The organism is Duganella paludis, from assembly GCF_054461335.1.
Genome location: NZ_CM136922.1, coordinates 3,922,270 through 3,943,866, shown reverse-complemented (window position 1 = coordinate 3,943,866; position 21,597 = coordinate 3,922,270). Strand labels below are relative to the sequence as shown.

Here is a 21,597-nt window from a genome sequence, read left to right as displayed (position 1 = left end):
ATTTGTAGGCCGCATTTGTATAAAAAGTGTACGCGGTTGTACCTGATTGTCGAAATCGCCACTTTCGCCGCGCGCTCCACTACAATGGCGCTCAAACAGGAGAAGCGATGCAGCGTGTAATGCTGGTGGAAGACGATGCGCGGCTGGCCGCGCTGGTCAAGGAATACCTCGACGGCTACGACTACCGGGTCGATGTCGTGAGCCGGGGCGACCTGGCGCTGGACCGCTTCCGCGACACGCAGCCCGACATCGTCATCCTCGACCTGACCCTGCCCGGCATCGATGGCCTGGTGGTGTGCCGCCAGCTGCGCCAGCTATCCGCCGTGCCGATCCTGATCCTGACCGCGCGCGAAGACAGCTTCGACGAAGTCTCGGGCCTGGAGCAAGGCGCCGACGACTACGTCAACAAACCGGTGCAGCCGCGCGTGCTGCTGGCCCGCCTGCGCGCCCTGCAACGGCGCGGCGCCAGCATCGCCGGCAGCGACATCGTCATCGGCCAGCTGCGCATCTCGCGCGAGAACCGCGCCGTCTACTGGCGCGCGCAGGAAGTGCCGATGAACAGCGCCGAATTCAAGCTGTTCCTGATCCTGGCCGATGCCTCCGGCAAGGTCATGTCGCGCAACGATATCCTGGTGAAAATGCGCGGCATCGAATTCGACGGACTCGATCGCAGCATCGACAACTGCATCTCGCGCCTGCGCCGCAAGTTCGGAGACGGCGGCGCGGAGCGCATCAAGACCGTCTGGGGCGAAGGCTATCTGTTCAGCCCATCGGCGTGGGAATGAATCGTCTCTTCCGGCGCTTTGCGGTGCTGGTGCTGCTGGCGATCACGCTGGCCAGCTGCGCCATCTACGCCACCTTCCTGCTGCTGTTCGGCGATCCGCTGGAGCAGATCGCGCGCCGCCAGGCCGCCGGCCAGATTTTCCTGCTGGAGCAGTATATCGACCAGGCGCCCGCCGATGAATGGCTGCCGCGCCTGAACAAGGTGCGCGAAGTATCCGACGTCACGCTGGAACTGCAACCGCTGCAAGCCGCGCTGGCCGCACTGCCGGCCCGCCGGCGCGACGCGCTGCTGCGCGGCGAGGTGGTGATGGACGTTGCGGGCAAGGCCTACTACCGCCGCGTCGACACCAGCGGCGCGCGCTACATCGGCAGCGAGGACGACGTGATCCACGCCCAGCACCTGCCGGTCGATATCGGCGAGGCGCTGGGCATGGAGGCGATACGCTTTGCCGTGATCGCCCTGTTCCTGCTGGTGCCGATCGGCTGGTGGTCGCGCGCGCACTGGCGCGGCCTGCAGGCGCTATCCAAGGTGGCCGATGATTTCGGACGTGGCGACCTGGCGGCGCGCGCCGACATCGCCCCAAGCGCCAGCATCGCGCCGCTGGCGGCACGCATCAACGACATGGCCGGCCGCATCGGCGCGCTGCTGGAGGCGCGCAAGCATTTGCTGCACTCGGTATCGCACGAACTGCGCACGCCCATCGCGCGGCTGGAGTTCGGCATGGAGCTGCTGCGCGAGCGCCATGCCACAAACGATCCGGCGCTGCTCAAGCGCCTGGCCGCCATGGAGACCGATGTCGATGAACTCAAGGCGCTGGTCAACGAGCTGCTTAGCCTGACGCAGCTCGATCACGCACAAGCCATGCCGATGCAGCCGTTCGACGTAGCGCCGCTGCTGCGCGGCTGCCACCCGCCGGGCGCGCAGGAGTTCAGCGCCAGCATCGCCGACGACCTGGGACAGTTGCAAGGCGACGCGCGCCTGCTAGCGCGCGCCATCAACAACCTGCTCGGCAACGCCGCCAAGTACGCGCGCAGCCGCATCGCGCTGACGGCGACGCGCGGCGAGCGCCTGCATATCGTGGTGGAAGACGATGGTCCCGGCATTCCTGAGGAAGCACGTGAACAGGTGTTCGAACCGTTCTACCGGCTCGCGCGCGACGAGGATCACGCGGCCGGCGGCTACGGCCTGGGACTGGCCATCAGCGCCAAGGCGATCCGCCTGCACGGCGGCGCCATTGCGGTGGACAGCTCGCCGCTGGGCGGCGCGCGCTTCACGGTGGTGTTATAGCCTCCATCCACGCCAGGATATCGGCGAAGATCTGCTCGCGATTGAGTTCGTTGAAGTTTTCGTGGAAGTTCTGCGGATAGCGGCGGTAAGTCAGCAGCGGCGCCGGCACGGACTTCAGCATGGCTTCGGCCGCATCGGCGTCGGCCAGTTGGTCGGCGCCGGCCACCACCGCAAACAGCGGCTGGCTCCACGCCGGCATGCGCGCGGCCAGCCCTTGCTGCGCCTTGGTCAGCGCGTTGCCGAAGCGGACCGTGATTTCGGTGGCGCGGATGCCGTCGCGCTCATCGGCGTGATGGCGCGCAGTGATGGCGCTGTCGTGGGTGAGCTGGTCGGTCAGCGACGCCAGCGGCACTTTCATGCGCGGCGCCAGCGCACCGAGCACGCCGGCCAGCGCCAGCAGCACCGGCGACACCTTGATCGCATTCACGTAATACGGCGAGGACAGGATGTAGCCGCGCACCGCAGCGTCGCCGGCAAAGCGGCCGAGCGCCAGATGGGTGGCGATCAACGCGCCCATCGAGTGGCCCATCACGTACACCGGCAGGCCCGGATACTGCTGCTTCACCCATTGCAGGAACAGCAGGCTGTCGTCGAGGAAGATATCGAAAGCGGGAATGTCGACGCGGCGCGCGTCCTGGTGGCCGCACAAGTCGTAGGCCACGGTGGCGATGCCGTGCTGGCGGCAATACAGCGCCGGGGTGACGTAGTCGCCGCCGTGCGCCATGCCGCCGTGGATGGCAAGGATCACCGCGCGCGGCGCGTCCGGCGCCCACACGTGGACCCGGCGCTGCGCGCCGTTGGCGGCGGCGAAGTCCGTGAGCCGGTCCTCGGAAAAACGCATCAGGCGGTGATGCTGAGGTTGATCCCCATCTCGACCAGGGTGGTCATGTCGGCCAGCGAGAAGTCCAGCGCCGGCGTGGCCGCGCCCTGCTCGCAGGGGAAGGACACGCGCAGCTCGGCTTCGACGTCGGAACGCTCGAAGTGGATGCCGCGCGCCTTGCATTCGCCCAGGTAGAAGCGGATCTGCTTGAGCAGCTCGGTCGGGCTCTGCTCCGTGCCGATGGCGACGTAAAAGCCGGAGTCGATGCGCACCCGGCCATCGGGCTTGACGTCGCCCTTTTCCCAGTCGCCATGCGGCTCGGTGGGCAGGCCGTCGCGGATGTCCGCCAGGCCGACGGAATCGCCGTGCACCTTCAGTGTTGCAATATTCATGGTCTACCTTTATTGGTCTCCAACCGCAAGAAGGTTACACCATAGAAATATCAATGTCTAGCAATATAGCCTATTAAACAATGCCATAGCGGCTGCGGTAGGCAGCCACGGCGTCCTTGTACTGGGCCAGTTGCGGATCGGCGCCGGCGCCGTTCAGGAAGCCGAACAGGTCGTCCAGATTGCCGATCGAGATCACCGGTATGCCATATTTCTCTGTCACTTCCTGCACTGCCGACAAGTCTGACAGTTGTCCGTCTTTTCCGGCGCGCTCCATGCGGTCGAGCGCGATCAGCACGGCGCACGGCTCGGCGCCGGCGGCGCGGATCATCTCCACCGATTCGCGCACCGAGGTGCCGGCAGAGATCACGTCGTCGATGATGACGACCTTGCCCTGCAGCTTGGCGCCGACGATGGTGCCGCCTTCGCCGTGGTCCTTGGCTTCCTTGCGGTTGAAGGCGAACGAGGTATTGCGGCCCTTGGCCGACAGCGCCACGGCGGTGGCCGAGGCCAGCGTGATGCCCTTGTAGGCCGGGCCGAACAGCATGTCGAACTCGACGCCGGAATCGAGCAGCGTTTGCGCGTAGAAGTGCGCGGTCTGCGCCAGCGTGGCGCCGTCATGGAACAGGCCGGCGTTGAAGAAGTACGGCGACTGGCGGCCGGCCTTGGTGGTGAACTCGCCGAAGCGCAGCACGCCCGCTTGGACCGAAAACGCGATAAATTCCTGACGTAAGTTGTTCATAGTGCCTCATTTCTTTAAAGTGCCGGTATTTTACCGCTACACTAGCGCATTCCGAATTTTTTGCCCTCGATCCCTATGCCAAAAATCATTTCCGCCAACCTCAACGGCATCCGCTCCGCCTCCTCCAAAGGCTTCTTCACCTGGCTGGCCAAGCAGGACGCCGACTTCGTCTGCGTGCAGGAACTAAAGGCGCAGGCGCCCGACATGACGCTCGAATTCCTCAATCCGGGCGGCTACCACGGCCACTTCCACTACGCCGAGAAAAAAGGCTATTCCGGCACCGGCGTCTACAGCAAAATCGAGCCGGACCGCGTGGTGATCGGCTTCGGCTCGCCCGAGTTCGACGCGGAAGGCCGCTACGTGCAGTGCGACTTCGGCAACCTGACCGTGATTTCCGTGTACTGCCCGTCCGGCTCGTCCGGCCCGGAACGCCAGGAAGCCAAGTTCCGCTTCATGGACCTGTTCCTGCCGCACCTGCAGCAACTGCACGCGCAGGGCCGCGAAGTGGTCATCTGCGGCGACTGGAACATCGCCCACAAGGAAATCGACCTGAAGAACTGGAAGGGCAACAAGAAAAACTCCGGCTTCCTGCCCGAGGAGCGCGAGTGGATGACCCGCATCTTCGACGAAGTCGGCTACGTCGACGTGCACCGCGGCCTCGACCCGCGCGAAGAGCAGTACACCTGGTGGAGCAACCGCGGCCAGGCCTACGCCAAGAACGTCGGCTGGCGCATCGATTACCACGTGGCAACCCCCGGCATCGCCGCCAAAGCCACCGCCGTGGCCATCTACAAGGATGAAAAATTCTCGGACCACGCGCCGCTGACCATTGAGTATGGCGCAATGTAAGCGCCCACTTCGCCGCCCCCGGTCAAAACGGGGGTGGTGGAGCGTTGTTTCGCTGCACAAATTGTGCTTCATGAAATTTACTAATTAGAAATGGGTGTGTTTCATTGTTATGATTAGCGCTTGACTAAAGATAAGCTGGAACCGCCATGACCGCCCCCGTACTGAAGACCGTCTCCGTCTCGTCCAATACCACCATCGTGCTGCACTTCGACCGCGCGGTGGTGGCCGGCGACGCCAATATCGTGATCAGCGACGGCTACGGCCAGACCTATAGCGGCAGCAATGGCCTGAGCACCCGCATCGTCGGCGCCACCGACAAGCATGTGATCGCTGCGGACGACAGCCACGTCAGCTACAACGGCATGGACGTCACCATCACTCTGACCAGCCCGCTCAAGAGCGGCCTGAGCTACAGCGTGACCATGGAAAGCGACGCGGTGACCGACAGCAACAACGAGAGCGCCGGCAACGACGCGATCAGCTCGCCGAAATTCTTCAATTTCGTGGCCTCCGGCAGCGCCCCCACCATCGCCACGCCGAGCGCGGTGGTCGGCGCCACCCTGCACTTCACCGATACCGGCACCAACGCCAGCGACTACATCACCGCCACGCTGGACCAGACCATCACTGGCACCTACACCGGCACCCTGGGCACGAACGACTTCGTCCAGGTATCGCTGGACAACGGCGCCAGCTGGCACAAGGCCAGCGTGAACACCGGCAGCAAGACCTGGAGCTACAGCGAGCATGTCGATGAAGACAACCTGCTCGAAGGCGAAGGCGGCACGTATGGCGTGCTGCTGGCGCGCGTCAGCAACAACGCCGGCGGCAGCAGCGCCAGCGCCAGCCACGAATACACCTATAGCAATCAGCCGATCGAAATCTTCATCAGCGGCGAGGGCATCCGGTTTTCCGCCGACACCGGCAGCAGTGACTTCGACCTGATCACCAAGACCGCCGCCCAGACCGTTCGCGGCGGCTACAGCGGCTTCCTGGCCAGCGGCCAGACCGTGCAGGTATCGGTCAACGGCGGCACCACCTGGGTCGATGCGACCGCCAGCGATGGCCTGTGGCACACCACCGGGACCGTCACCCTGCTTAGCGGCAGCCACAGCGTCATGGCCCGGGTGGTCGACGCAGCGGGCAACACCAGCCCGACGGCATCCGCCAGCTACCTACTCGACACCACCGTGCCAGTGTCTTTGAGCGGCCGCGCGCTGACGCTGCAGGAAGGCAGCGACAACGGCGTTTCGTCCACCGACGGCGTCACCTCGAGCGCCTCCGGCATGACGCTGAACGTGGCCGGCCTGCACGGCGTGCACGCCGGCGATACGATCCAGATCGTCGACACCAGCAACAATTCGGCGGTGGTGGGCAGCTATGTGATCCAGGCGGCCGACCTGTATTACGGCGACGACTATTTCAGCAACCACCCGTTTTTGTCGCAGCCAACCGACTTGAAGAACATCTCCCTCGATTCGCTGACCCAGGGCACCCACGTGCTGGCCGCGCGCGTCGTCGACGTGGCCGGCAACTTCGGCGTCGCCAGCGCCACCACCACCGTCAAGTACGACTCGCTGGCGCCGACGGTCTCCAGCTCGTCCCCGGCGGCAGACGCCACTGCGGTCGATGCCGACTCACTGACCACGCTGACCTTCACTTTCAACGAAAACATTTTGATCGAAGACGGCAGCTATATCTATATCACCGACGATCACAATCCTGACAACGTCCAGATGCTGCAGTTATCGAGCAGCGCAGTGAGCGGCAAGGTCTTGACCATCACCCTGGAAGACGCGCTTACCCACGGCACCGAATATACCGTGTCGGGCTTGAACGTGTTCGACCTGGCCGGCAACGATGCCTTCACCGGCGACGACGACATGCTGTACTTCACCACCGACGGCACCTACGATGGCGGCGGCAGCTGGAGCGGTGGTGGCGGTGGCGACGTTCCGGCCACACCGTCCCTCTCCATCGTCGATACGACGCCGGCCACGGACAGCTCGCTGGATAGCGATCACGTCACCAAGGACAATCAGGTGCGTATCGAAGGGCTGGACCAAACCGGCACCTGGGAATATCGGCTGAACGGCTCCGGCGACTGGCTGCCGGGCGACACCGCCCTGACGCTGCCCGATGGCGTCTACCAGGCAGGCCACATCGAGGTCCGGCAAACGGTGAACGGCGTCACCAGCGATGTCGGCACCATCAGCCACGACGTTACTGTCGACACCGAGGCCTTCAACGATGACACCTTGGCCGGCGGCGGTTTCACCGAGAACAGTACCAGCATCACGGGCTCCTTGAGCGCCGACGCCGCGCTGTCGGACCAGATCGTCGAAGTGACGCTCGACCACGGAGCGAGCTGGCAGGCTGCCACGCTGACCCCGACCAGCGCCACGAACGCCACCTTCAGCCTCAGCGCCGACATGAGCGCGGAGGAGGCATACGGCCTGCGCCTGTCCGACAGCGCCGGCAACGTGACCAAGACCATCTACTACCTGAGTTCGCGCGACAGCAGCTACATCCACCCGGAATACGACGACATCATCGTGGTGGACACCGGCGGCCTCGACTCCATCACGCTCGGCGATCGCGCCGTGGTCAGCGGCGGCGGCGGTTACGGTGACATAATCACCACCGGAGACGACGCCGTGATCATCGTCGGCAACGATTCATACATCACCACCGGCAACGGCAGCAATATCGTCACCACCGGCTTCGGCGCCACCGTTCACACCGGCAGCGGCGACGACGTCATCTCCTGCACCAATATCGAGGGAGGCCATATCCAGGCCGGCGGCGGCGACGACCTCTTGACCGTGACGCAATCCGGCACGCCGATGCTCATGAGCAGCCTGGACATCACCGGCGTCGAGAAACTGCTTTTCGCCGGCAGCGGCAGCAACGCCATGAGCATCACCACCGGCGCCGTGGTGCAGGGATTCGCCGGCGGCAACCAGCTGACCATCATCAGCAGCGGCAGCGGCACCAGCATCACGCTGGACAACAATGTGTGGGGCACGGGCGTCAGCCAGGGCAGCTACATGGCCTACCACGACGGTCTGGGCAGCGGCTCGGTGGTGCTGCTGATCGGTACGAACATCACCGTCAACCTGGTCGACCTGACTGCCTGACCGCCCTCACAGCGCGCGGCGCGAGCGGAACTCGCGCCAGTCGCCGTTGAGCGGATCGATGAAGCTGACGGCGCGCGCCAGCAGCTGCAGGGGCTGCGAGACGTCGTCCTGCTTGCACGGCAGCGCCACCGGATAGAAGGCGTCGTTGACGATCGGGATGCCGAGCGCGGACAGGTGCACGCGCAGCTGGTGCTGGCGCCCCGTGTGCGGATACAGGCGGTACAAGGCCAGCGCGCCGCGCTGCTCGATGACGTCGATCAGCGTTTCCGAATTCGGCTCGCCCGGCTCTTCCTTCATGACGAAGAATTTGTCGCCCTCGACCATGCGGCTGCGGTAGGTGAACGGGAAGGTCACGCCTTCCAGGCGCGGCGCCAGCGCTTCGTATTCCTTGTCGATCACGCGTTTCTGGAACATCGACTGGTAGACGCCACGGCTGGCGGCATTGCGCGAGAAAATCACCACGCCGGCGGTCTCCCGGTCCAGCCGGTGGATCGGCACCAGGTCTTCTTCGCCCAGCGCTTTGCGCAGGCGCACCAGCAGCGTCTCGTGCAGGAAGCGGCCGGTCGGAATCACCGGCAGGAAGTGCGGCTTGTCGACCACCACCAGGTGCTGGTCCATGTACAGGATCTCCTCCTGGAACGGGATCGGCGTCTCGGCCTCCAGCTCGCGGTAGTAGAAGATGCGCAGGCCGCGCTTGAACGCGCTGTGCGGCGCCAGCACCTTGCCGTCGCCGTCCACCACTTCATTGCGCGCCATGCGCTGGCGCCACGACGCTTCCGCCACATCGGGAAAGCGCGCCACCAGAAAGGTGATCAGGTCCGGCCACTGCCCTTCCGGCAGATACAGATAGCTGGGCGCGACACCGTCGCGCATCGGCAGCGGAGCACGGGGCGTTGCAGGCTGCATGTCAGGAGCGTGGCAGCGCCAGCGAATGGTAGGGCGGCAGCCTGTTGGCGTCCAGGCCCTTGGCGCGGGCGAACACCGGCAGCACCAGGTGCATATTCTTGTTCATTTCGTTGATGCGGTTCTTGCCGGTCGGGTGGGTCGACAGGAAGGGCATCGGTTGCGCGGTATTGACGGCGCCCATCTTCTCCCACAGCGCGATGCCGGCGCGCGGGTCGAAGCCGGCGCGCGCGGCCAGGTCCATGCCGACCAGGTCGGCCTCGGTTTCGTCGCTGCGCGAGTAGCTGAGCGAGGCCACCTTGGCGGCGCCGCCGCCGACCGCGTCGCCCAGGCGCGGATCGAGCCCGAAGTAGGCCGCGCCGGCGGCGCCGGCGAGGCGCGCCACCAGCGAGGTGGCGGTGTTCTTGCCGGCCTGCTCGCGCGCGTGCTCGCGCAGCGCGTGGGCGATTTCGTGGCCCATCACCATCGCCACTTCGTCGTCGGTCAGATTCAGCTTGGTCAGGATGCCGTTGTAGAAGGCGATGCGACCACCCGGCATGCAGAAGGCGTTGACGGTCGGCGAATTGAGCAGGTTGACTTCCCACTGCCATTTGGCGGCGTCCGGATTCCAGCGCGCGGTGTAGGGGATCAGGCGCTTGGCGATGGCGCGCAGGCGGATCAGCTGCGGATTGCGCTCGGTGGCGACGGCGTCCTTTTTGTGCGCCTCGCTCAGCATCTGGTTGTATTGCAGCTTCGATTGCTGGTCGAACTGTGCCGCGTCGCCGCCCAGGCCGCGCAGGCGCGACATGCTGGTGACGGGAATGCCGTCGTTCTGGGCGTGCAGCGACAGCGCGCTGGTGCACAGCACCACCGCCAACAGAACACTCTTCAATTTAAGCTTTTTCATTTCTACTATTCCATGGTGCGATTTTCGGCAGCATCATCATGGCCGGAAACGCCAGGATAAAGCACACGATAAAGAACCAGAACCATCCAGTTTCAGCAACAATATACCCCACCGAAGAATTAATGAATGTGCGCGGCACCGCAGCCAGGCTGGAAAACAGCGCATATTGGGTGGCGGTGTAACGCGGATCGGTGGCGCGCGACATGAAGGCCACCAGCGCCGCCGAGCCCAGCCCCAGGCTGGCGAAGGCTTCGAAGCCGAACACGGCGCTCAGCAGCAGCCGGTCCGGCCCCACCTGCGCCAGCCAGGCGAAGCCCAGGATGGCGATCGCCTGCAGCACGCCGAACACCCACAGCGCGCGGTTGATGCCCAGCTTGATCATCCAGATGCCGCCGACGGCGCCGCCGGCCAGGCTGGCCCACCAGCCGGTGGCGTTGGCCGCCAGGCCGATGTCCTTGGTGGAAAAGCCGATGTCGAGGAAGAACTTGGTCGACAACGCGGTGGTCATGGTGTCGCCGATTTTGTACAGCAGCACGAAGGCGATGATGAACAGCGCCTGCTTCATACCGTCGCGCCGCACGAATTCCTGGAACGGCAGCACCACCGCCTCCTGCAGGTTCTTCGGCGGCTCGCCGTACACCACCGGTTCTTTCGCCAGCAGCGTGCAGATGAAGCCCGGCAGCATGAAGGCGGCCACGGTCCAGAACACGATTTGCCACGGCTGGCTGTCGGCCATCACCAGGCCCAGCGCGCTGGGGATCAGGCTGGCCGCCTTGTAGGCGTTGACGACGATGGCCGCGCCCAGGCCCTGCTCTTCCTCGGCCAGGATCTCGCGGCGGTAGGCGTCGATCACCACGTCCTGGCTGGCCGACAGGAAGGCGATCACGAACACCGTGACCGCGATCAGCGACAGCTCCAGCTTCGGGTCGAGCATGCCCAGGCCGCCGATGAAGACGAACAGCGCCAGCTGCGTCAACGCCATCCAGCCACGGCGCCGGCCCAGCGGGCCGATGCTGTAGCGGTCCATCAGCGGCGCCCACAGGAACTTGAAGGTGTAGGGGAACATCGCCAGCCCGAACAGGCCCAGCGCCTTGACGTCCAGCCCCGACTTGGCCAGCCAGGCCTGCATCAGGTAGATCAGCGTGTAGAGCGGCAGCCCGGAACTGAAGCCCAGGAACAGGATGGAAACGGTGCGTCCGTTGATGTAGCTATGCCAGGGCCGGGTGTCGCTCATTGAGGTTTATTTTTTTCGTAGTCGGAACACGGCGAGATCGCCGCGCAGGTTAGGCAGGAAGGATACACGCTTGCCCTCGGCCAGCGCTACACATTCCATCACTTCCAGCCCGCATTCGACCGCCAGGTCGCGGAAATCGGTGATGGTGGCGCAGCGCACGTTGGGCGTGTCGTACCACTCGTAGGGCAGCGATTCCGACACCGGCATGCGGCCCTTGAGCAAGGCCACGCGGTGCGGCCAGTAGGCGAAGTTGGGGAAGGAGACGATGGCTTCCTTGCCGACGCGGACGATGTCGCGCAGCAGCGCTTCCACGTGCTGCATCATCTGCAGCGAGGACAGGCACAGCACCGTGTCGAAGCTGTTGTCGCCGAACAGGCCGAGGCCCTTCTCCATGTCCTGCTGCACCACCTGCACGCCGCGCTGGGTGCTGGCCAGGACCTTGTCGTCGGCGATTTCGATGCCGTAGCCGCTGCATTGCTTGTCGCTTTGCAGATAGTCCATCATCACGCCGTCGCCGCAGCCGACGTCCAGCACATGGGCCTGGTTGCCGATCCAGTGGGCGATGAAGGCCAGGTCCGGCCGCGCCGCGCTCAATTCGTTGAAGTTCATGCTGTCTCTCCGATCTCTTTCCACACCTGGCCATAGTAGGCGCGCACCATGTTCATGTAGCGCGGGTCTTCCAGCAGGAAGGCGTCGTGGCCGTGCGGCGCGTCGATCTCGGCGTAGGTGACCTGGCGGCGGTTGCTGATCAACGCCTGCACGATCTCCTGGCTGCGCTCCGGCGAGAAGCGCCAGTCGGTGGTGAAGGAGGCCAGGAAGAACTTGGCCCGGGTGCCGGCCAGCGTTTTGGCCAGGTCGCCGTTGTGCAGGCGGGCCGGGTCGAAGTAGTCCAATGCCTTGGTGATCAACAGGTAGGTGTTGGCGTCGAAGTATTCGCTGAACTTGTCGCCCTGGTAGCGCAGGTAGGATTCGATCTCGAAGTCGACGCCGAAGCCGAACTTGTACTCACCATTGGCGGCCTGCCCGTCGGCGCCGTCCACAGCGGCGCGCAGCTTGCGGCCGAACTTCTCGGCCATGTCGTCGTCCGACAGGTAGGTGATGTGGCCGACCATGCGCGCCACGCGCAGGCCGTTCTTCGGTACCACGCCGTGGGCGTAGAAGTCGCCGCCGTGGTAGTCGGGATCGGACAGGATGGCCTGGCGGGCGACGTCGTTGAAGGCGATGTTCTGCGCCGACAGCTTGGCGGTCGAGGCGATCACCACGCAGTGGCGCAGGCGGTCCGGGTAGTTGATGGACCACGACAGCGCCTGCATGCCGCCCAGCGAACCGCCCATGATGGCGGCGAACTGCCGGATGCCCAAGGCGTCGGCCAGGCGCGCCTGGGCGCTGACCCAGTCTTCCACCGTCACCACCGGGAAGGCCGCGCCATAGGGCTTGCCGGTGGCCGGATTGGTGTGCATCGGGCCGGTCGAGCCGAAGCAGGAGCCGAGGTTGTTGACGCCGATGACGAAGAACTTGTCGGTGTCGAGCGGCTTGCCCGGACCGACCATATTGTCCCACCAGCCGGTGCTTTTCGGCTGGCCTTCGTATTCGCCGGCCACGTGGTGCGAGGCGTTCAGTGCGTGGCAGACCAGCACCGCGTTGGATTTGTCGGCGTTCAGGGTGCCGTAGGTTTCGTACATCAGCATATAGTCGCGCAGCGACGCGCCGCTTTGCAGAACCAGCGGCTCGGCAAAATGCATGGTTTGCGGCTTAACGTATCCCAGGGATGACATCGTTGATTTAGTTTTTATTGGGGCGGCCCCACGGGCCATCTATCAAGGCGGGACCGCGAATGGTGGGTCCCGCCAGTTCACATCAACTGTAATTGTTCGACCGCGTCTGCAATTACGTTGGGTTCCATCGAGCGCATGATCTTGCGCGTCTGCGGCATGATGCGCGCCAGGTCGCTGTTCAGGATTTCCTGCTTGACCGAGAGCAGTTGGGCCGGATGCATGGAGAATTCCCGCAGCCCCATGCCCAGCAGCAGGCGCGTCAGCTTGACGTCGCCGGCCATTTCGCCGCACACGGCGACGTCGATCCCGGCTTTATGCCCGGCCGCAATCGTCATCGAGATCAATTGCAGCACAGCCGGATGCAGCGGATTGTAAAGGTGTGCGACCTCATAATCAACCCGGTCGATCGCCAGCGTGTACTGGATCAGGTCATTGGTGCCGATCGACAGGAAGTCCATGCGCTTGACGAACATGGGCAGGGCCAGCGCCGCCGCCGGGATTTCGATCATGGCGCCGACGTCGACGCTGTCGTCGAACTTGATGTTTTTCTCGCGCAGTTCGGCCTTGGCCTGCGCCACCATGGCCAGCGACTGGTCGATCTCGAAGGCGTGCGCCAGCATCGGGATCAGGATGCGCACCTTGCCGAAGGCCGAGGCACGCAGGATGGCGCGCAGCTGGGTCAGGAAGATCTGCGGCTCGGCCAGGCAGTAGCGGATCGCGCGCAGGCCCAGCGCCGGATTGAGCGCGGTCTGCTCGCTCTGGTCGAGCGGCTTGTCGGCGCCGATGTCGAGCGTGCGGATGGTGACCGGGCGGCCCTTCATCGCCACCACGGCTTTCTTGTACTGCTCGAACTGCTCGTCCTCGGACGGGATCTTGCTGTTGCGGCCCATGAACAGGAATTCGGAGCGGAACAGGCCGACGCCGTTGGCGCCGGCCTCCATCGCGGCCGGGCAGTCGTCCGGCAGTTCGATGTTGGCCAGCAGCGTGATCTGGGTGCCGTCCTTGGTGATGGCCGGGGTCTTTTTCAGCTTCTGCAGCTTCTTGCGGGCGCGCGCGGCGGCGTTCTGGCGTTCGCGGTACTGCTCCAGCACCAGCGCGCTCGGATTGGCGATCACCACGCCGGCGTCGCCGTCGATGATCAGCCAGTCGTCCTGCTCGATCAGGGTGGAGGCGCCGGACATGCCGACCGCCGCCGGGATGTCGAGCGAACGGGCGACGATGGCGGTGTGCGAGTTCTGGCCGCCGACGTCGGTGACGAAGCCGATGAAGGAGCGGTCGCGGAACTGCAGCATGTCGGCCGGCGAGATGTCGTGGGCGACGATGATCATCTGCGGCTGCGCTTCATCCTCGCCGCCGCTGGCCTTGGGCAGGATTTGCTCGGTGCCCAGCAGGACCTTGAGCACGCGCTCGGCCACCTGCTGGATGTCGGCCTTGCGCTCGCGCAGGTACAGGTCTTCGATTTCGTCGAACTGCGCCGACAGCTCGTCGATCTGGGTCAGCAGCGCCCATTCGGCGTTGTAGTGGCGGGTGCGGATGATGTCGAGCGGCGCTTCCGAGATCATCGGGTCGGACAGGATCAGGGCGTGGACGTCGATGAAGGCGCCCAGCTCGGTCGGCGCGTCCTTCGGCAGCTCGTTCCACAGGGTTTGCAGCTCCTTGTGGACCTGGGCCAGCGCCTGCTGCAGGCGCGCCACTTCGGCCTCGACCTGCTCTTCGGCCACCAGGTAGTGCTTGACGTCGAGCGCGGCCGGCGCCAGCAGGTGGGCGCGGCCGATGGCGATGCCGCGCGAGACCGGGATGCCATGCAGGGTGAACGAGGCCATGGGCTGGCCTGCGGGGAAGCGGGGGCGGTTGCGTTCCGCAGGCATTACTCGCCTTCGCCGAACTTGTCGTTGACCAGGGCGCTCAGGGCGGCGATGCAATCGCCTTCGTCGTCGCCGTCGGCCTCCAGCAGGACTTTGGCGCCCTTGCCGGCGGCCAGCATCATCACGCCCATGATGGATTTGGCGTTGATGCGGCGCGCGTTGCGCGTCAGCCAGACATCGCTTTTGTATTTTGCTGCCAGTTGGGTGAATTTGGCGGAGGCACGCGCATGCAGTCCAAGCTTGTTGATAATTTCAAGTTCTTGCTGAATCATTTTTCTTTTTTCTCAATCAGTGTGCGCATCGCAAAAAAGGCGTCAGGCTTCCCCGACGCGGATCCGGTTGTCGACGCGCACTGCTCCACTTTGCGCGCCGGCCAGGGCCATCTCGACCACCACATCCAACGTGTCGCGGCGGTAGGTGATGGCGCGCAGCAGCATCGGCAAACTGATGCCCGCGATGACCTCCACCCGGCCCGCGTCGGCCAGCCGGTTGCAGCAATTGGCGGGCGTGCCGCCCTTGACGTCGGTGATGACCAGCACACCGTCGCCGCTGTCGAGACGCTTGATCGCCGCCGCCGCCAGCTCCTGGACCTGGCCGAGGTCCTGGTCGGCGATCACGTCGATCGCTTCCAAGTGCTCGGTCGGGCCACGGAACACGTGGGCGCAGGCGGCCAGAAAGGCCGCGCCCAGCGGGGCGTGCGTCATAAGCAGTATGCCTACCATATGGTTAAACCGCCAGTGAGTAATGAATAAATTCTTGTCATCGTCCCAGGGCCACCGCCGCCTCGACCGCATCGATGAAAGTCGCCGCCACCGGGAAGCCGGCTTGCTGCGTGATCTCCTGGAAGCAGGTCGGGCTGGTGACGTTTACCTCCGTTAAAAAATCACCAATCACGTCTAATCCTACCAGCAACAGGCCGCGTGCGGCCAATATCGGGCCGAGGGCGTTGGCGATTTCATAGTCGCGCTCGGTGAGCGGCTGGGCCACGCCGATGCCGCCGGCCGCCAGGTTGCCGCGCACTTCGCCGTTCTGCGGGATGCGCGCCAGCGCGTACGGCACCGGCTTGCCGCCGATCACCAGGATGCGCTTGTCGCCCTTGACGATGTCCGGGATGTAGCGCTGGACCATGATGGTTTCCTGGCCGTGGCGGGTCAGGGTTTCGATGATGGAGCCGAGGTTCATGCCGTCCGGCGTAACGCGGAAGATGCCGGCGCCGCCCATGCCGTCCAGCGGCTTGAGGATGATGTCGCCGTGCTGCTGCTGGAAGGCGCGGATGCGCGCTTCGTCGGCCGTCACCAGGGTCGGCGAGGTGAACTGGCTGAACTGGGTGATGGCCAGTTTTTCATTGTGGTCGCGGATCGCGGACGGCTTGTTGAACACCATGGCGCCCTGCTTTTCGGCCAGTTCCAGCAGGTAGGTGCCGTACACGTACTCCATGTCGAACGGCGGATCCTTGCGCTGGATGATGGCGTCGAATTCGCCGAGGTTGGTTTCGGCCGGCGCGCCGGCGCGGTACCAGTCGTTGCTGTCGCCGGTGAGGGTGACTGCGGCCACCTTGGCCGTCACCACGCCCTGCTCGACCGCCATGTCCTTCTGTTCGAAGGCGTAGACGGTGTGACCGCGCCGGCCGGCTTCCACCATCATGGCGTAGGTGGAGTCCTTGTAGGTCTTGAAGCTCGACAGCGGGTCGGCGAGGAAGGCGATTTTCATGAAGCGTCCAGTAGAGGTAATGATGGATTTTAGTACACTTCCGGATTCGGATCAGTGCGTTCCATTTCCAGCGAGGCCGCCAGCAGCGCCAGTCGCGCCACCACGCCATAGACGTAGAAGCGGTTCGGCGCCGCCGTGCCCGGCTTGGCCTTGAGGTCCGGCACCGCGTGCTGCTGGGCGAACGCCAGCGGCACGTACTGCGAGCCGGGTGCGTTGAGGTTCTGGTCGACGCCCTTTTCGGCGTGCACGCGGTAGAAGCCGCCCACCACGTAGCGGTCGATCATGTACACCACCGGCTCGGCCACCGCGCTGTCGATGCTCTCGAAGGTCGGCACGCCTTCCTGGATGATGAAGTCGGTCACTTCCTTGCCATCCTTGATGACAATCATCTTGTCGCGCTGGGCCTGGGTCAGGTCCTTGATCTCGCTGGAATCCTTGATGGTCAGGATGCTGGTGCCGTAGGTGCCGGCGTCGGGCTTGACGATCACGAACGGCTTGTGGTCCTTGATGCCGTATTCCTTGTACTTTTTCTTGATCTTGGCCAGCAGCGTGTCGACGTTGGCGGCCAGGCATTCGTAGCCTTCGCCGGTGCGGAAGTTGACGGCGTCGCACTTGGCGTGGAAGGGGTTGAGCATCCACGGGTCGACGCCGATCAGCTTGCCGAACTTTTTCACCACTTCATCGTAGGCGTTCAGGTGGTTGCTCTTGCGGCGCAGCGCCCAGCCGGCGTGCAGCGGCGGCAGCAGGCTTTGCTCGTGGATGTTTTGCAGGATGTCGGGGATGCCGGCCGACAGGTCGTTGTTGAGCAAAATCGTGCACGGATCGAAGTCCTTGAGGCCGACGCGGCGGCCGTTGGGCGAGCGCACCAGCGGTTCGACCACCAGCATATTGCCGTCCGGCAGAGGCAGCGGGGTCGGCTGGGTGACTTCCGGCGACAGCGAGCCGAGACGCACGTGCAGGCCGGTCTGGCGGAAGATCTGCATCAGGCGGGCGACGTTTTGCCAGTAGGTCGGGTGGCGCTGGGTGATTTCCGGGATCAGCAGCAGGTTGCGGGCGTCAGGACAATACTTGTCGATCGCGGCCATGGCGGCCTGCACCGACAGCGGCAGCATTTCGGTGGCCAGCATGTTGAAGCCGCCGGGGAACAGATTGGTGTCCACCGGCGCCAGCTTGTAGCCGGCGTTCCGCATATCGACCGAGCAATAAAACGGCGGGGTGTGTTCCTGCCATTCGAGGCGGAACCAGCGCTCGATGGCGGGGGTGGCGGCCAGGATTTTTTCTTCCAGGTCGAGCAGGGGTCCGCTCAGGGCCGTGACGAGGTGGGGAACCATGTGTACATCCTTATTACCGTGCGGACTATGCCAAATGAGGGCGAATCCCCTATTTTAAAGGCAGGCAATAAAAAAAGCGCCCCGGGGGGCGCTTTTCGGATGCAACGTTGTTAATTAGGAATTAGATTAAGCGTGGTAGGCCGACTCGCCGTGGGTGGTGATGTCCAGGCCTTCGCGCTCTTCTTCTTCCGGTACGCGCAGGCCGATGACGATGTCGACCAGCTTGTAGGCGATGACCGAGACCACGGCCGACCACAGGATGGTGACGCCGACGCCGGTCGCCTGCACCATCACTTGCGCAGCGATCGAGTAGTCAGGCGATGCCTTGTTGGCAACGTAGTCGAAGATGCCCTGGCCGCCCAGCGACGGTGCAGCGAACACACCGGTCAGGATCGCGCCCAGGATGCCGCCGACGCCGTGCACGCCGAATACGTCCAGCGAGTCGTCCGCGCCCAGCAGGCGTTTCAGACCGTTCACGCCCCACAGGCAGATTACGCCGGCCAGCAGGCCGATGATCAGGGCGCCCATCGGGCCGACGAAGCCGCAGGCCGGGGTGATGGCCACCAGGCCAGCCACTGCGCCCGAAGCGCCGCCCAGCATCGATGGTTTGCCTTTGAAGATCCATTCAGCGAAGACCCAGGCCACGGTCGCGGCAGCGGTCGCCAGCAGGGTGTTGATGAAGGCCAGGCCAGCGATGTCGCCCGCTTCCAGCGACGAACCGGCGTTGAAACCGAACCAGCCGACCCACAGCAGCGACGCGCCGATCATGGTCATGGTCACCGAGTGCGGCGCCATCGATTCGCGGCCGTAGCCGACGCGTTTGCCGATCATGAAGGCGCCCACCAGGCCGGCCACTGCGGCGTTGATGTGCACCACGGTGCCGCCGGCGAAGTCCAGCGCGCCTTTTTGGAACAGGAAGCCGGCTTTGGCGGTTTCGGTGGCCAGGGTGGCGGCATCCTTGATCGCGTCAGGGCCGGTCCAGAACCAGACCATGTGGGCCATCGGCAGGTAGGCGAAGGTGAACCAGATCACGATGAAGGCCAGCACGGCGGTGAACTTGGCGCGCTCGGCGAAGGCGCCGATGATCAGGCCGCAGGTGATCGCCGCGAACGTGCCCTGGAAGGCCACGAACACGAACTCCGGAATCACCACGCCCTTGCTGAAGGTGGCGGCGTAGGCGAACGCGCCCTTGGCCGGATCCCAGATGTTGTTCAGGAAGGTGCGGTCATGCAGGTTGCCGAAGAAGGCATTGCCTTCGGTGAAAGCCAGCGAGTAACCGTAGATGCACCACAGCACGATGATCAGGGCGAACACCATGAACACTTGCATCAGGATCGACAGCATGTTCTTGGAGCGGACCAGGCCGCCGTAGAACAGCGCCAGGCCGGGTATCGTCATCAGGATTACCAGCAGGGTCGAGACCATCATCCAGGCGGTGTCGCCCTTTTGCGGTGTCGGCGCAGGCGCGGCGGGCGCGGCTTCGGCTGGCGCGGCGGCAGCTGGAGCGGCGGCGGCCGGGGCGGCGGCAGGCGCTTCAGGAGCAGCGGCGGCTGGCGCGGTGGCAGCAGCGGCTGGGGCTTCCGCCGGCTTGGCGTCTTGGGCGTACACAGGTGCGGCCAGCGCAAACAGGATGGATACCCCAGCTAGCAAGCTTGTTATAGTTTTCTTCATTCTCATCGTCCTCTTAGAGAGCTTCGTTGCCGGTTTCACCGGTACGAATGCGGATCACTTGTTCCAGGTTGTACACGAAGATCTTGCCGTCGCCGATCTTGCCGGTGCGGGCGGCGCCTTCGATCGCTTCGATCGCCTGCTCGACGATGGAGTCGTCCACGGCCGCTTCGATCTTGGTCTTGGGCAGGAAGTCGACGACATACTCGGCACCGCGATACAGCTCGGTGTGGCCCTTCTGACGGCCGAAGCCTTTGACTTCGGTCACGGTGATGCCCTGCACGTTAATCGCCGAGAGCGCTTCACGCACCTCGTCAAGCTTGAACGGCTTGATAATGGCGGTAATCATTTTCATACTGGCCTCGCTTAGAAGATTTTGGAAATGGTCAGGACGGCGCCGGTTTTACCCAGGTCTTTCCCTTTTCCGGTGTAGGCATTCGTGTTTGCAGAGACCGCCGCCAAGGAAACACTCACTACGCCGAAATCTTTGGTGACGCCGATCTTGTAATCGTTGTAGCTGGCGGCGTCGTTGTTCTTCACGTTCTGGCGACCCAGGTGCAGGTTGATGACGTAGCCATCGGCCACTTCCTGGTTGATCTGGGCGTCGATATAGCCCGAGTTCTTGCTGTCGGCGAAGCCGAACAGGTTGGTGGTCGAGCGCGAGTATTTGAGCGAGAACGGGCCGGCGCTGAGCTGGCCGTACAATTCGAAGGTGTTGGCGCTTGGGCTCAGCTTGTTCGACGGGTAGTAGTAGTACAGGCCGCCGACGTCGTAGCTGATGACATCGCTGATGGCGCCGCGCTTGCCGGCGTAGATGTCCCATTCGACCGAGCCGTCGCCGCCGCCGTCCTTGACCCACTTGATGTTGGTCAGCCAGGTGCCGGCGTAGAAGCCGGTCGGGTTGTTCACGTAATCCGCGCCGCCTTGCAGGGCTGGCTTCAGGCGAGTTTGCGAGATACCGCGGTAACGGTAATCGCTGACGAAGGCAACGTTGTAGCTGACTTCGTTATCGGGTTTGGCTTCAGGAGCGGGTGCCGCTTCCTGGGCCTGCGCCATGGACGCGAATGCTAAGGTCAACGCAGCGATCAGGGTAAGGTTCTTGGCCATTTTCATAATTGTTTTCCTAGAGTTGAACTTCATTAGCAGTTGCGGTTTAAAATTCTGTCATAGCCTTCTTTAGCAGAATGTGTGCCAGCTAATGTTGTCCGGCCGTCAGGTGCCGTATCATGGTTGACAACGGGCGGCATCGCCCCAAAGTGAGAATCGTCACGAGCGTGAAGAGGGATTTCGGCGGTTTCGCACCAGATTAACGCCGACTCGCACCGTAATGGTGCAATGATGGACTAACCAGATCAAGGAATATTATGGATAAGAACAATTTTTTCAACGATTTGCAAAACAAGATCAGCCAAGCCATCGAAAACTCACCAGCAAAGGACATTGAGAAGAACGTCAAGTCCATGATGACGCAGGGTTTCGCCAAACTGGACCTGGTGACGCGCGAGGAATTCGACATCCAGACCCAGGTTCTGGCCAAGACCCGCGCCAAGCTGGAAGCGCTGGAAACCCGCCTGGCCGAGCTGGAAGGCAAGATTAACCAATAAGCAAATCAGTCGAGGCGGCGGCGGGCACGCTGCCTGCGTTCCAGCGCCGGACGGCGCGGATTAGCCTGGTCGCCAGTACGCCAGTCACTGGCGCGCATCCACAGTTCGGTATAGTGGCGCTTGATCCAGACATCACGCCAGGCGTTGCGCACGCCGCCGCAAACCTCGTTGGCCCAGCCTCGCGGCGTGACGATTTTCCCTTCGGCGATCAGCAGGTCGCCTTCCACCTGGGCGTAGCGGCAAACGCGCGCGTGGGTGATGCGCAGGCGGGTGCCGTGCGGCAAGAATAGCTGTTTCCATTGATAGCCACGTTCGACTGGTCGGCCAGTATTGCGGGCCAGCCATTCCTTGATGGCGATGGTGGCAATATCGCCCGGCGCGCGCAAGTCGCGCTGCGTCCATAGCGCATCGCACAGTTCCATATATACCCTTGGGTGCACCTCCACGGCAAATGCCTCGTTTGTACTCATTTTGCCTCCCCGAATGCCTCGTTTGTTACATTTAGACCGCTGCCTCAGAGGGAAGTTCGAGACACGCCTTATAAAACGAGGCTTTTTGCGAGGCAAAACGAGACAAAACGAGGCATTTACTCTGAAGGAGCACCGCTACC

Annotated in this window: 22 protein-coding genes; 5 read left to right on the top strand and 17 right to left on the bottom strand. The window is 63.8% G+C overall.

The window, feature by feature from the left end; all coding sequences use genetic code 11:
* The first annotated feature begins 107 nt into the window (after positions 1-107).
* Positions 108-785: a response regulator gene (locus ACXZ1M_RS17420; protein WP_459048909.1), complete on the top strand. Its 678-nt coding sequence runs from the start codon at positions 108-110 to the stop codon at positions 783-785.
* Positions 782-2,071, top strand: a complete 1,290-nt coding sequence (locus ACXZ1M_RS17415) for an ATP-binding protein (RefSeq protein WP_459048908.1) — start codon at positions 782-784, stop codon at positions 2,069-2,071. The genes ACXZ1M_RS17420 and ACXZ1M_RS17415 overlap by 4 nt, the downstream gene beginning before the upstream one ends.
* Here the strand turns inward: ACXZ1M_RS17415 and ACXZ1M_RS17410 are convergent.
* From ACXZ1M_RS17410 to pyrE, 3 genes are all read right to left on the bottom strand, one after another.
* Positions 2,055-2,912 (bottom strand): alpha/beta fold hydrolase, encoded by an 858-nt coding sequence (locus tag ACXZ1M_RS17410; RefSeq protein WP_459048907.1) that lies wholly within the window; start codon positions 2,910-2,912, stop codon positions 2,055-2,057. The two genes, ACXZ1M_RS17415 and ACXZ1M_RS17410, sit on opposite strands and share 17 nt — an antisense overlap.
* The gene (locus ACXZ1M_RS17405) at positions 2,912-3,283 is read right to left on the bottom strand and encodes a hypothetical protein (protein WP_459048906.1); all 372 of its coding nucleotides are present in this window, start codon (positions 3,281-3,283) and stop codon (positions 2,912-2,914) included. Before ACXZ1M_RS17405 ends, ACXZ1M_RS17410 begins: the two co-directional genes overlap by 1 nt.
* Before the next feature lie 73 nt (positions 3,284-3,356).
* Complete coding sequence (gene pyrE, locus ACXZ1M_RS17400; protein ID WP_459048905.1) at positions 3,357-4,022, bottom strand: orotate phosphoribosyltransferase; 666 nt, start codon at positions 4,020-4,022, stop codon at positions 3,357-3,359.
* Between the two features lie 75 nt (positions 4,023-4,097).
* Between pyrE and ACXZ1M_RS17395 the strand changes: the two genes are divergently transcribed.
* The gene (locus tag ACXZ1M_RS17395; protein WP_459048904.1) at positions 4,098-4,871 is read left to right on the top strand and encodes an exodeoxyribonuclease III; all 774 of its coding nucleotides are present in this window, start codon (positions 4,098-4,100) and stop codon (positions 4,869-4,871) included.
* 146 nt (positions 4,872-5,017) lie between these two features.
* The gene (locus tag ACXZ1M_RS17390) at positions 5,018-8,011 is read left to right on the top strand and encodes an Ig-like domain-containing protein (protein ID WP_459048903.1); all 2,994 of its coding nucleotides are present in this window, start codon (positions 5,018-5,020) and stop codon (positions 8,009-8,011) included.
* A 6-nt stretch (positions 8,012-8,017) separates the two neighbouring features.
* On the opposite strand, the gene ACXZ1M_RS17385 is transcribed toward ACXZ1M_RS17390, so the two are convergent.
* From ACXZ1M_RS17385 to ACXZ1M_RS17325, 13 genes are all read right to left on the bottom strand, one after another.
* Positions 8,018-8,917, bottom strand: coding sequence for a pseudouridine synthase (locus ACXZ1M_RS17385; protein ID WP_459048902.1), 900 nt, complete (start codon positions 8,915-8,917; stop codon positions 8,018-8,020).
* Position 8,918: 1 nt separating this feature from the next.
* Positions 8,919-9,800, bottom strand: a complete 882-nt coding sequence (locus ACXZ1M_RS17380) for a M48 family metallopeptidase (RefSeq protein ID WP_459048901.1) — start codon at positions 9,798-9,800, stop codon at positions 8,919-8,921.
* Complete coding sequence (locus ACXZ1M_RS17375) at positions 9,787-11,034, bottom strand: AmpG family muropeptide MFS transporter (RefSeq protein ID WP_459048900.1); 1,248 nt, start codon at positions 11,032-11,034, stop codon at positions 9,787-9,789. Before ACXZ1M_RS17375 ends, ACXZ1M_RS17380 begins: the two co-directional genes overlap by 14 nt.
* 6 nt (positions 11,035-11,040) lie before the next feature.
* Positions 11,041-11,643, bottom strand: a complete 603-nt coding sequence (gene metW / locus ACXZ1M_RS17370) for a methionine biosynthesis protein MetW (protein ID WP_373990457.1) — start codon at positions 11,641-11,643, stop codon at positions 11,041-11,043.
* Positions 11,640-12,809, bottom strand: coding sequence for a homoserine O-succinyltransferase MetX (metX, locus tag ACXZ1M_RS17365; protein ID WP_459048899.1), 1,170 nt, complete (start codon positions 12,807-12,809; stop codon positions 11,640-11,642). Before metX ends, metW begins: the two co-directional genes overlap by 4 nt.
* Positions 12,810-12,886: 77 nt before the next feature.
* Positions 12,887-14,632 (bottom strand): phosphoenolpyruvate--protein phosphotransferase, encoded by a 1,746-nt coding sequence (ptsP, locus tag ACXZ1M_RS17360; RefSeq protein ID WP_459054036.1) that lies wholly within the window; start codon positions 14,630-14,632, stop codon positions 12,887-12,889.
* Positions 14,633-14,676: 44 nt separating this feature from the next.
* The gene (locus tag ACXZ1M_RS17355; RefSeq protein WP_092279464.1) at positions 14,677-14,946 is read right to left on the bottom strand and encodes an HPr family phosphocarrier protein; all 270 of its coding nucleotides are present in this window, start codon (positions 14,944-14,946) and stop codon (positions 14,677-14,679) included.
* Between the two features lie 42 nt (positions 14,947-14,988).
* The gene (locus tag ACXZ1M_RS17350; RefSeq protein ID WP_459048898.1) at positions 14,989-15,396 is read right to left on the bottom strand and encodes a PTS sugar transporter subunit IIA; all 408 of its coding nucleotides are present in this window, start codon (positions 15,394-15,396) and stop codon (positions 14,989-14,991) included.
* 37 nt (positions 15,397-15,433) lie between these two features.
* Positions 15,434-16,384 carry a glutathione synthase gene (gene gshB / locus ACXZ1M_RS17345; protein WP_459048897.1) on the bottom strand — a complete coding sequence of 317 codons (951 nt, stop codon included), beginning with the start codon at positions 16,382-16,384 and terminating at the stop codon, positions 15,434-15,436.
* A 29-nt stretch (positions 16,385-16,413) separates the two neighbouring features.
* Positions 16,414-17,715 carry a glutamate--cysteine ligase gene (gene gshA, locus ACXZ1M_RS17340; protein ID WP_459048896.1) on the bottom strand — a complete coding sequence of 434 codons (1,302 nt, stop codon included), beginning with the start codon at positions 17,713-17,715 and terminating at the stop codon, positions 16,414-16,416.
* A 126-nt stretch (positions 17,716-17,841) separates the two neighbouring features.
* Positions 17,842-19,386, bottom strand: a complete 1,545-nt coding sequence (locus tag ACXZ1M_RS17335; protein ID WP_459048895.1) for an ammonium transporter — start codon at positions 19,384-19,386, stop codon at positions 17,842-17,844.
* A gap of 13 nt (positions 19,387-19,399) precedes the next feature.
* Entirely contained in the window at positions 19,400-19,738 is a 339-nt protein-coding gene (locus ACXZ1M_RS17330) for a P-II family nitrogen regulator (protein WP_008444920.1), read from the bottom strand.
* An 11-nt stretch (positions 19,739-19,749) separates the two neighbouring features.
* Positions 19,750-20,496 carry a TorF family putative porin gene (locus ACXZ1M_RS17325; RefSeq protein ID WP_459048894.1) on the bottom strand — a complete coding sequence of 249 codons (747 nt, stop codon included), beginning with the start codon at positions 20,494-20,496 and terminating at the stop codon, positions 19,750-19,752.
* A 251-nt stretch (positions 20,497-20,747) separates the two neighbouring features.
* Here ACXZ1M_RS17325 and ACXZ1M_RS17320 point away from each other — a divergent pair, with 251 nt between their 5' ends.
* The gene (locus tag ACXZ1M_RS17320; protein ID WP_459048893.1) at positions 20,748-20,987 is read left to right on the top strand and encodes an accessory factor UbiK family protein; all 240 of its coding nucleotides are present in this window, start codon (positions 20,748-20,750) and stop codon (positions 20,985-20,987) included.
* Positions 20,988-20,992: 5 nt separating this feature from the next.
* Here ACXZ1M_RS17320 and ACXZ1M_RS17315 read toward each other — a convergent pair whose 3' ends face one another.
* A complete protein-coding gene (locus ACXZ1M_RS17315; protein ID WP_459048892.1) occupies positions 20,993-21,457 on the bottom strand; it encodes a hypothetical protein in 465 nt (154 codons plus the stop codon).
* Between the last annotated feature and the right edge of the window lie 140 nt (positions 21,458-21,597).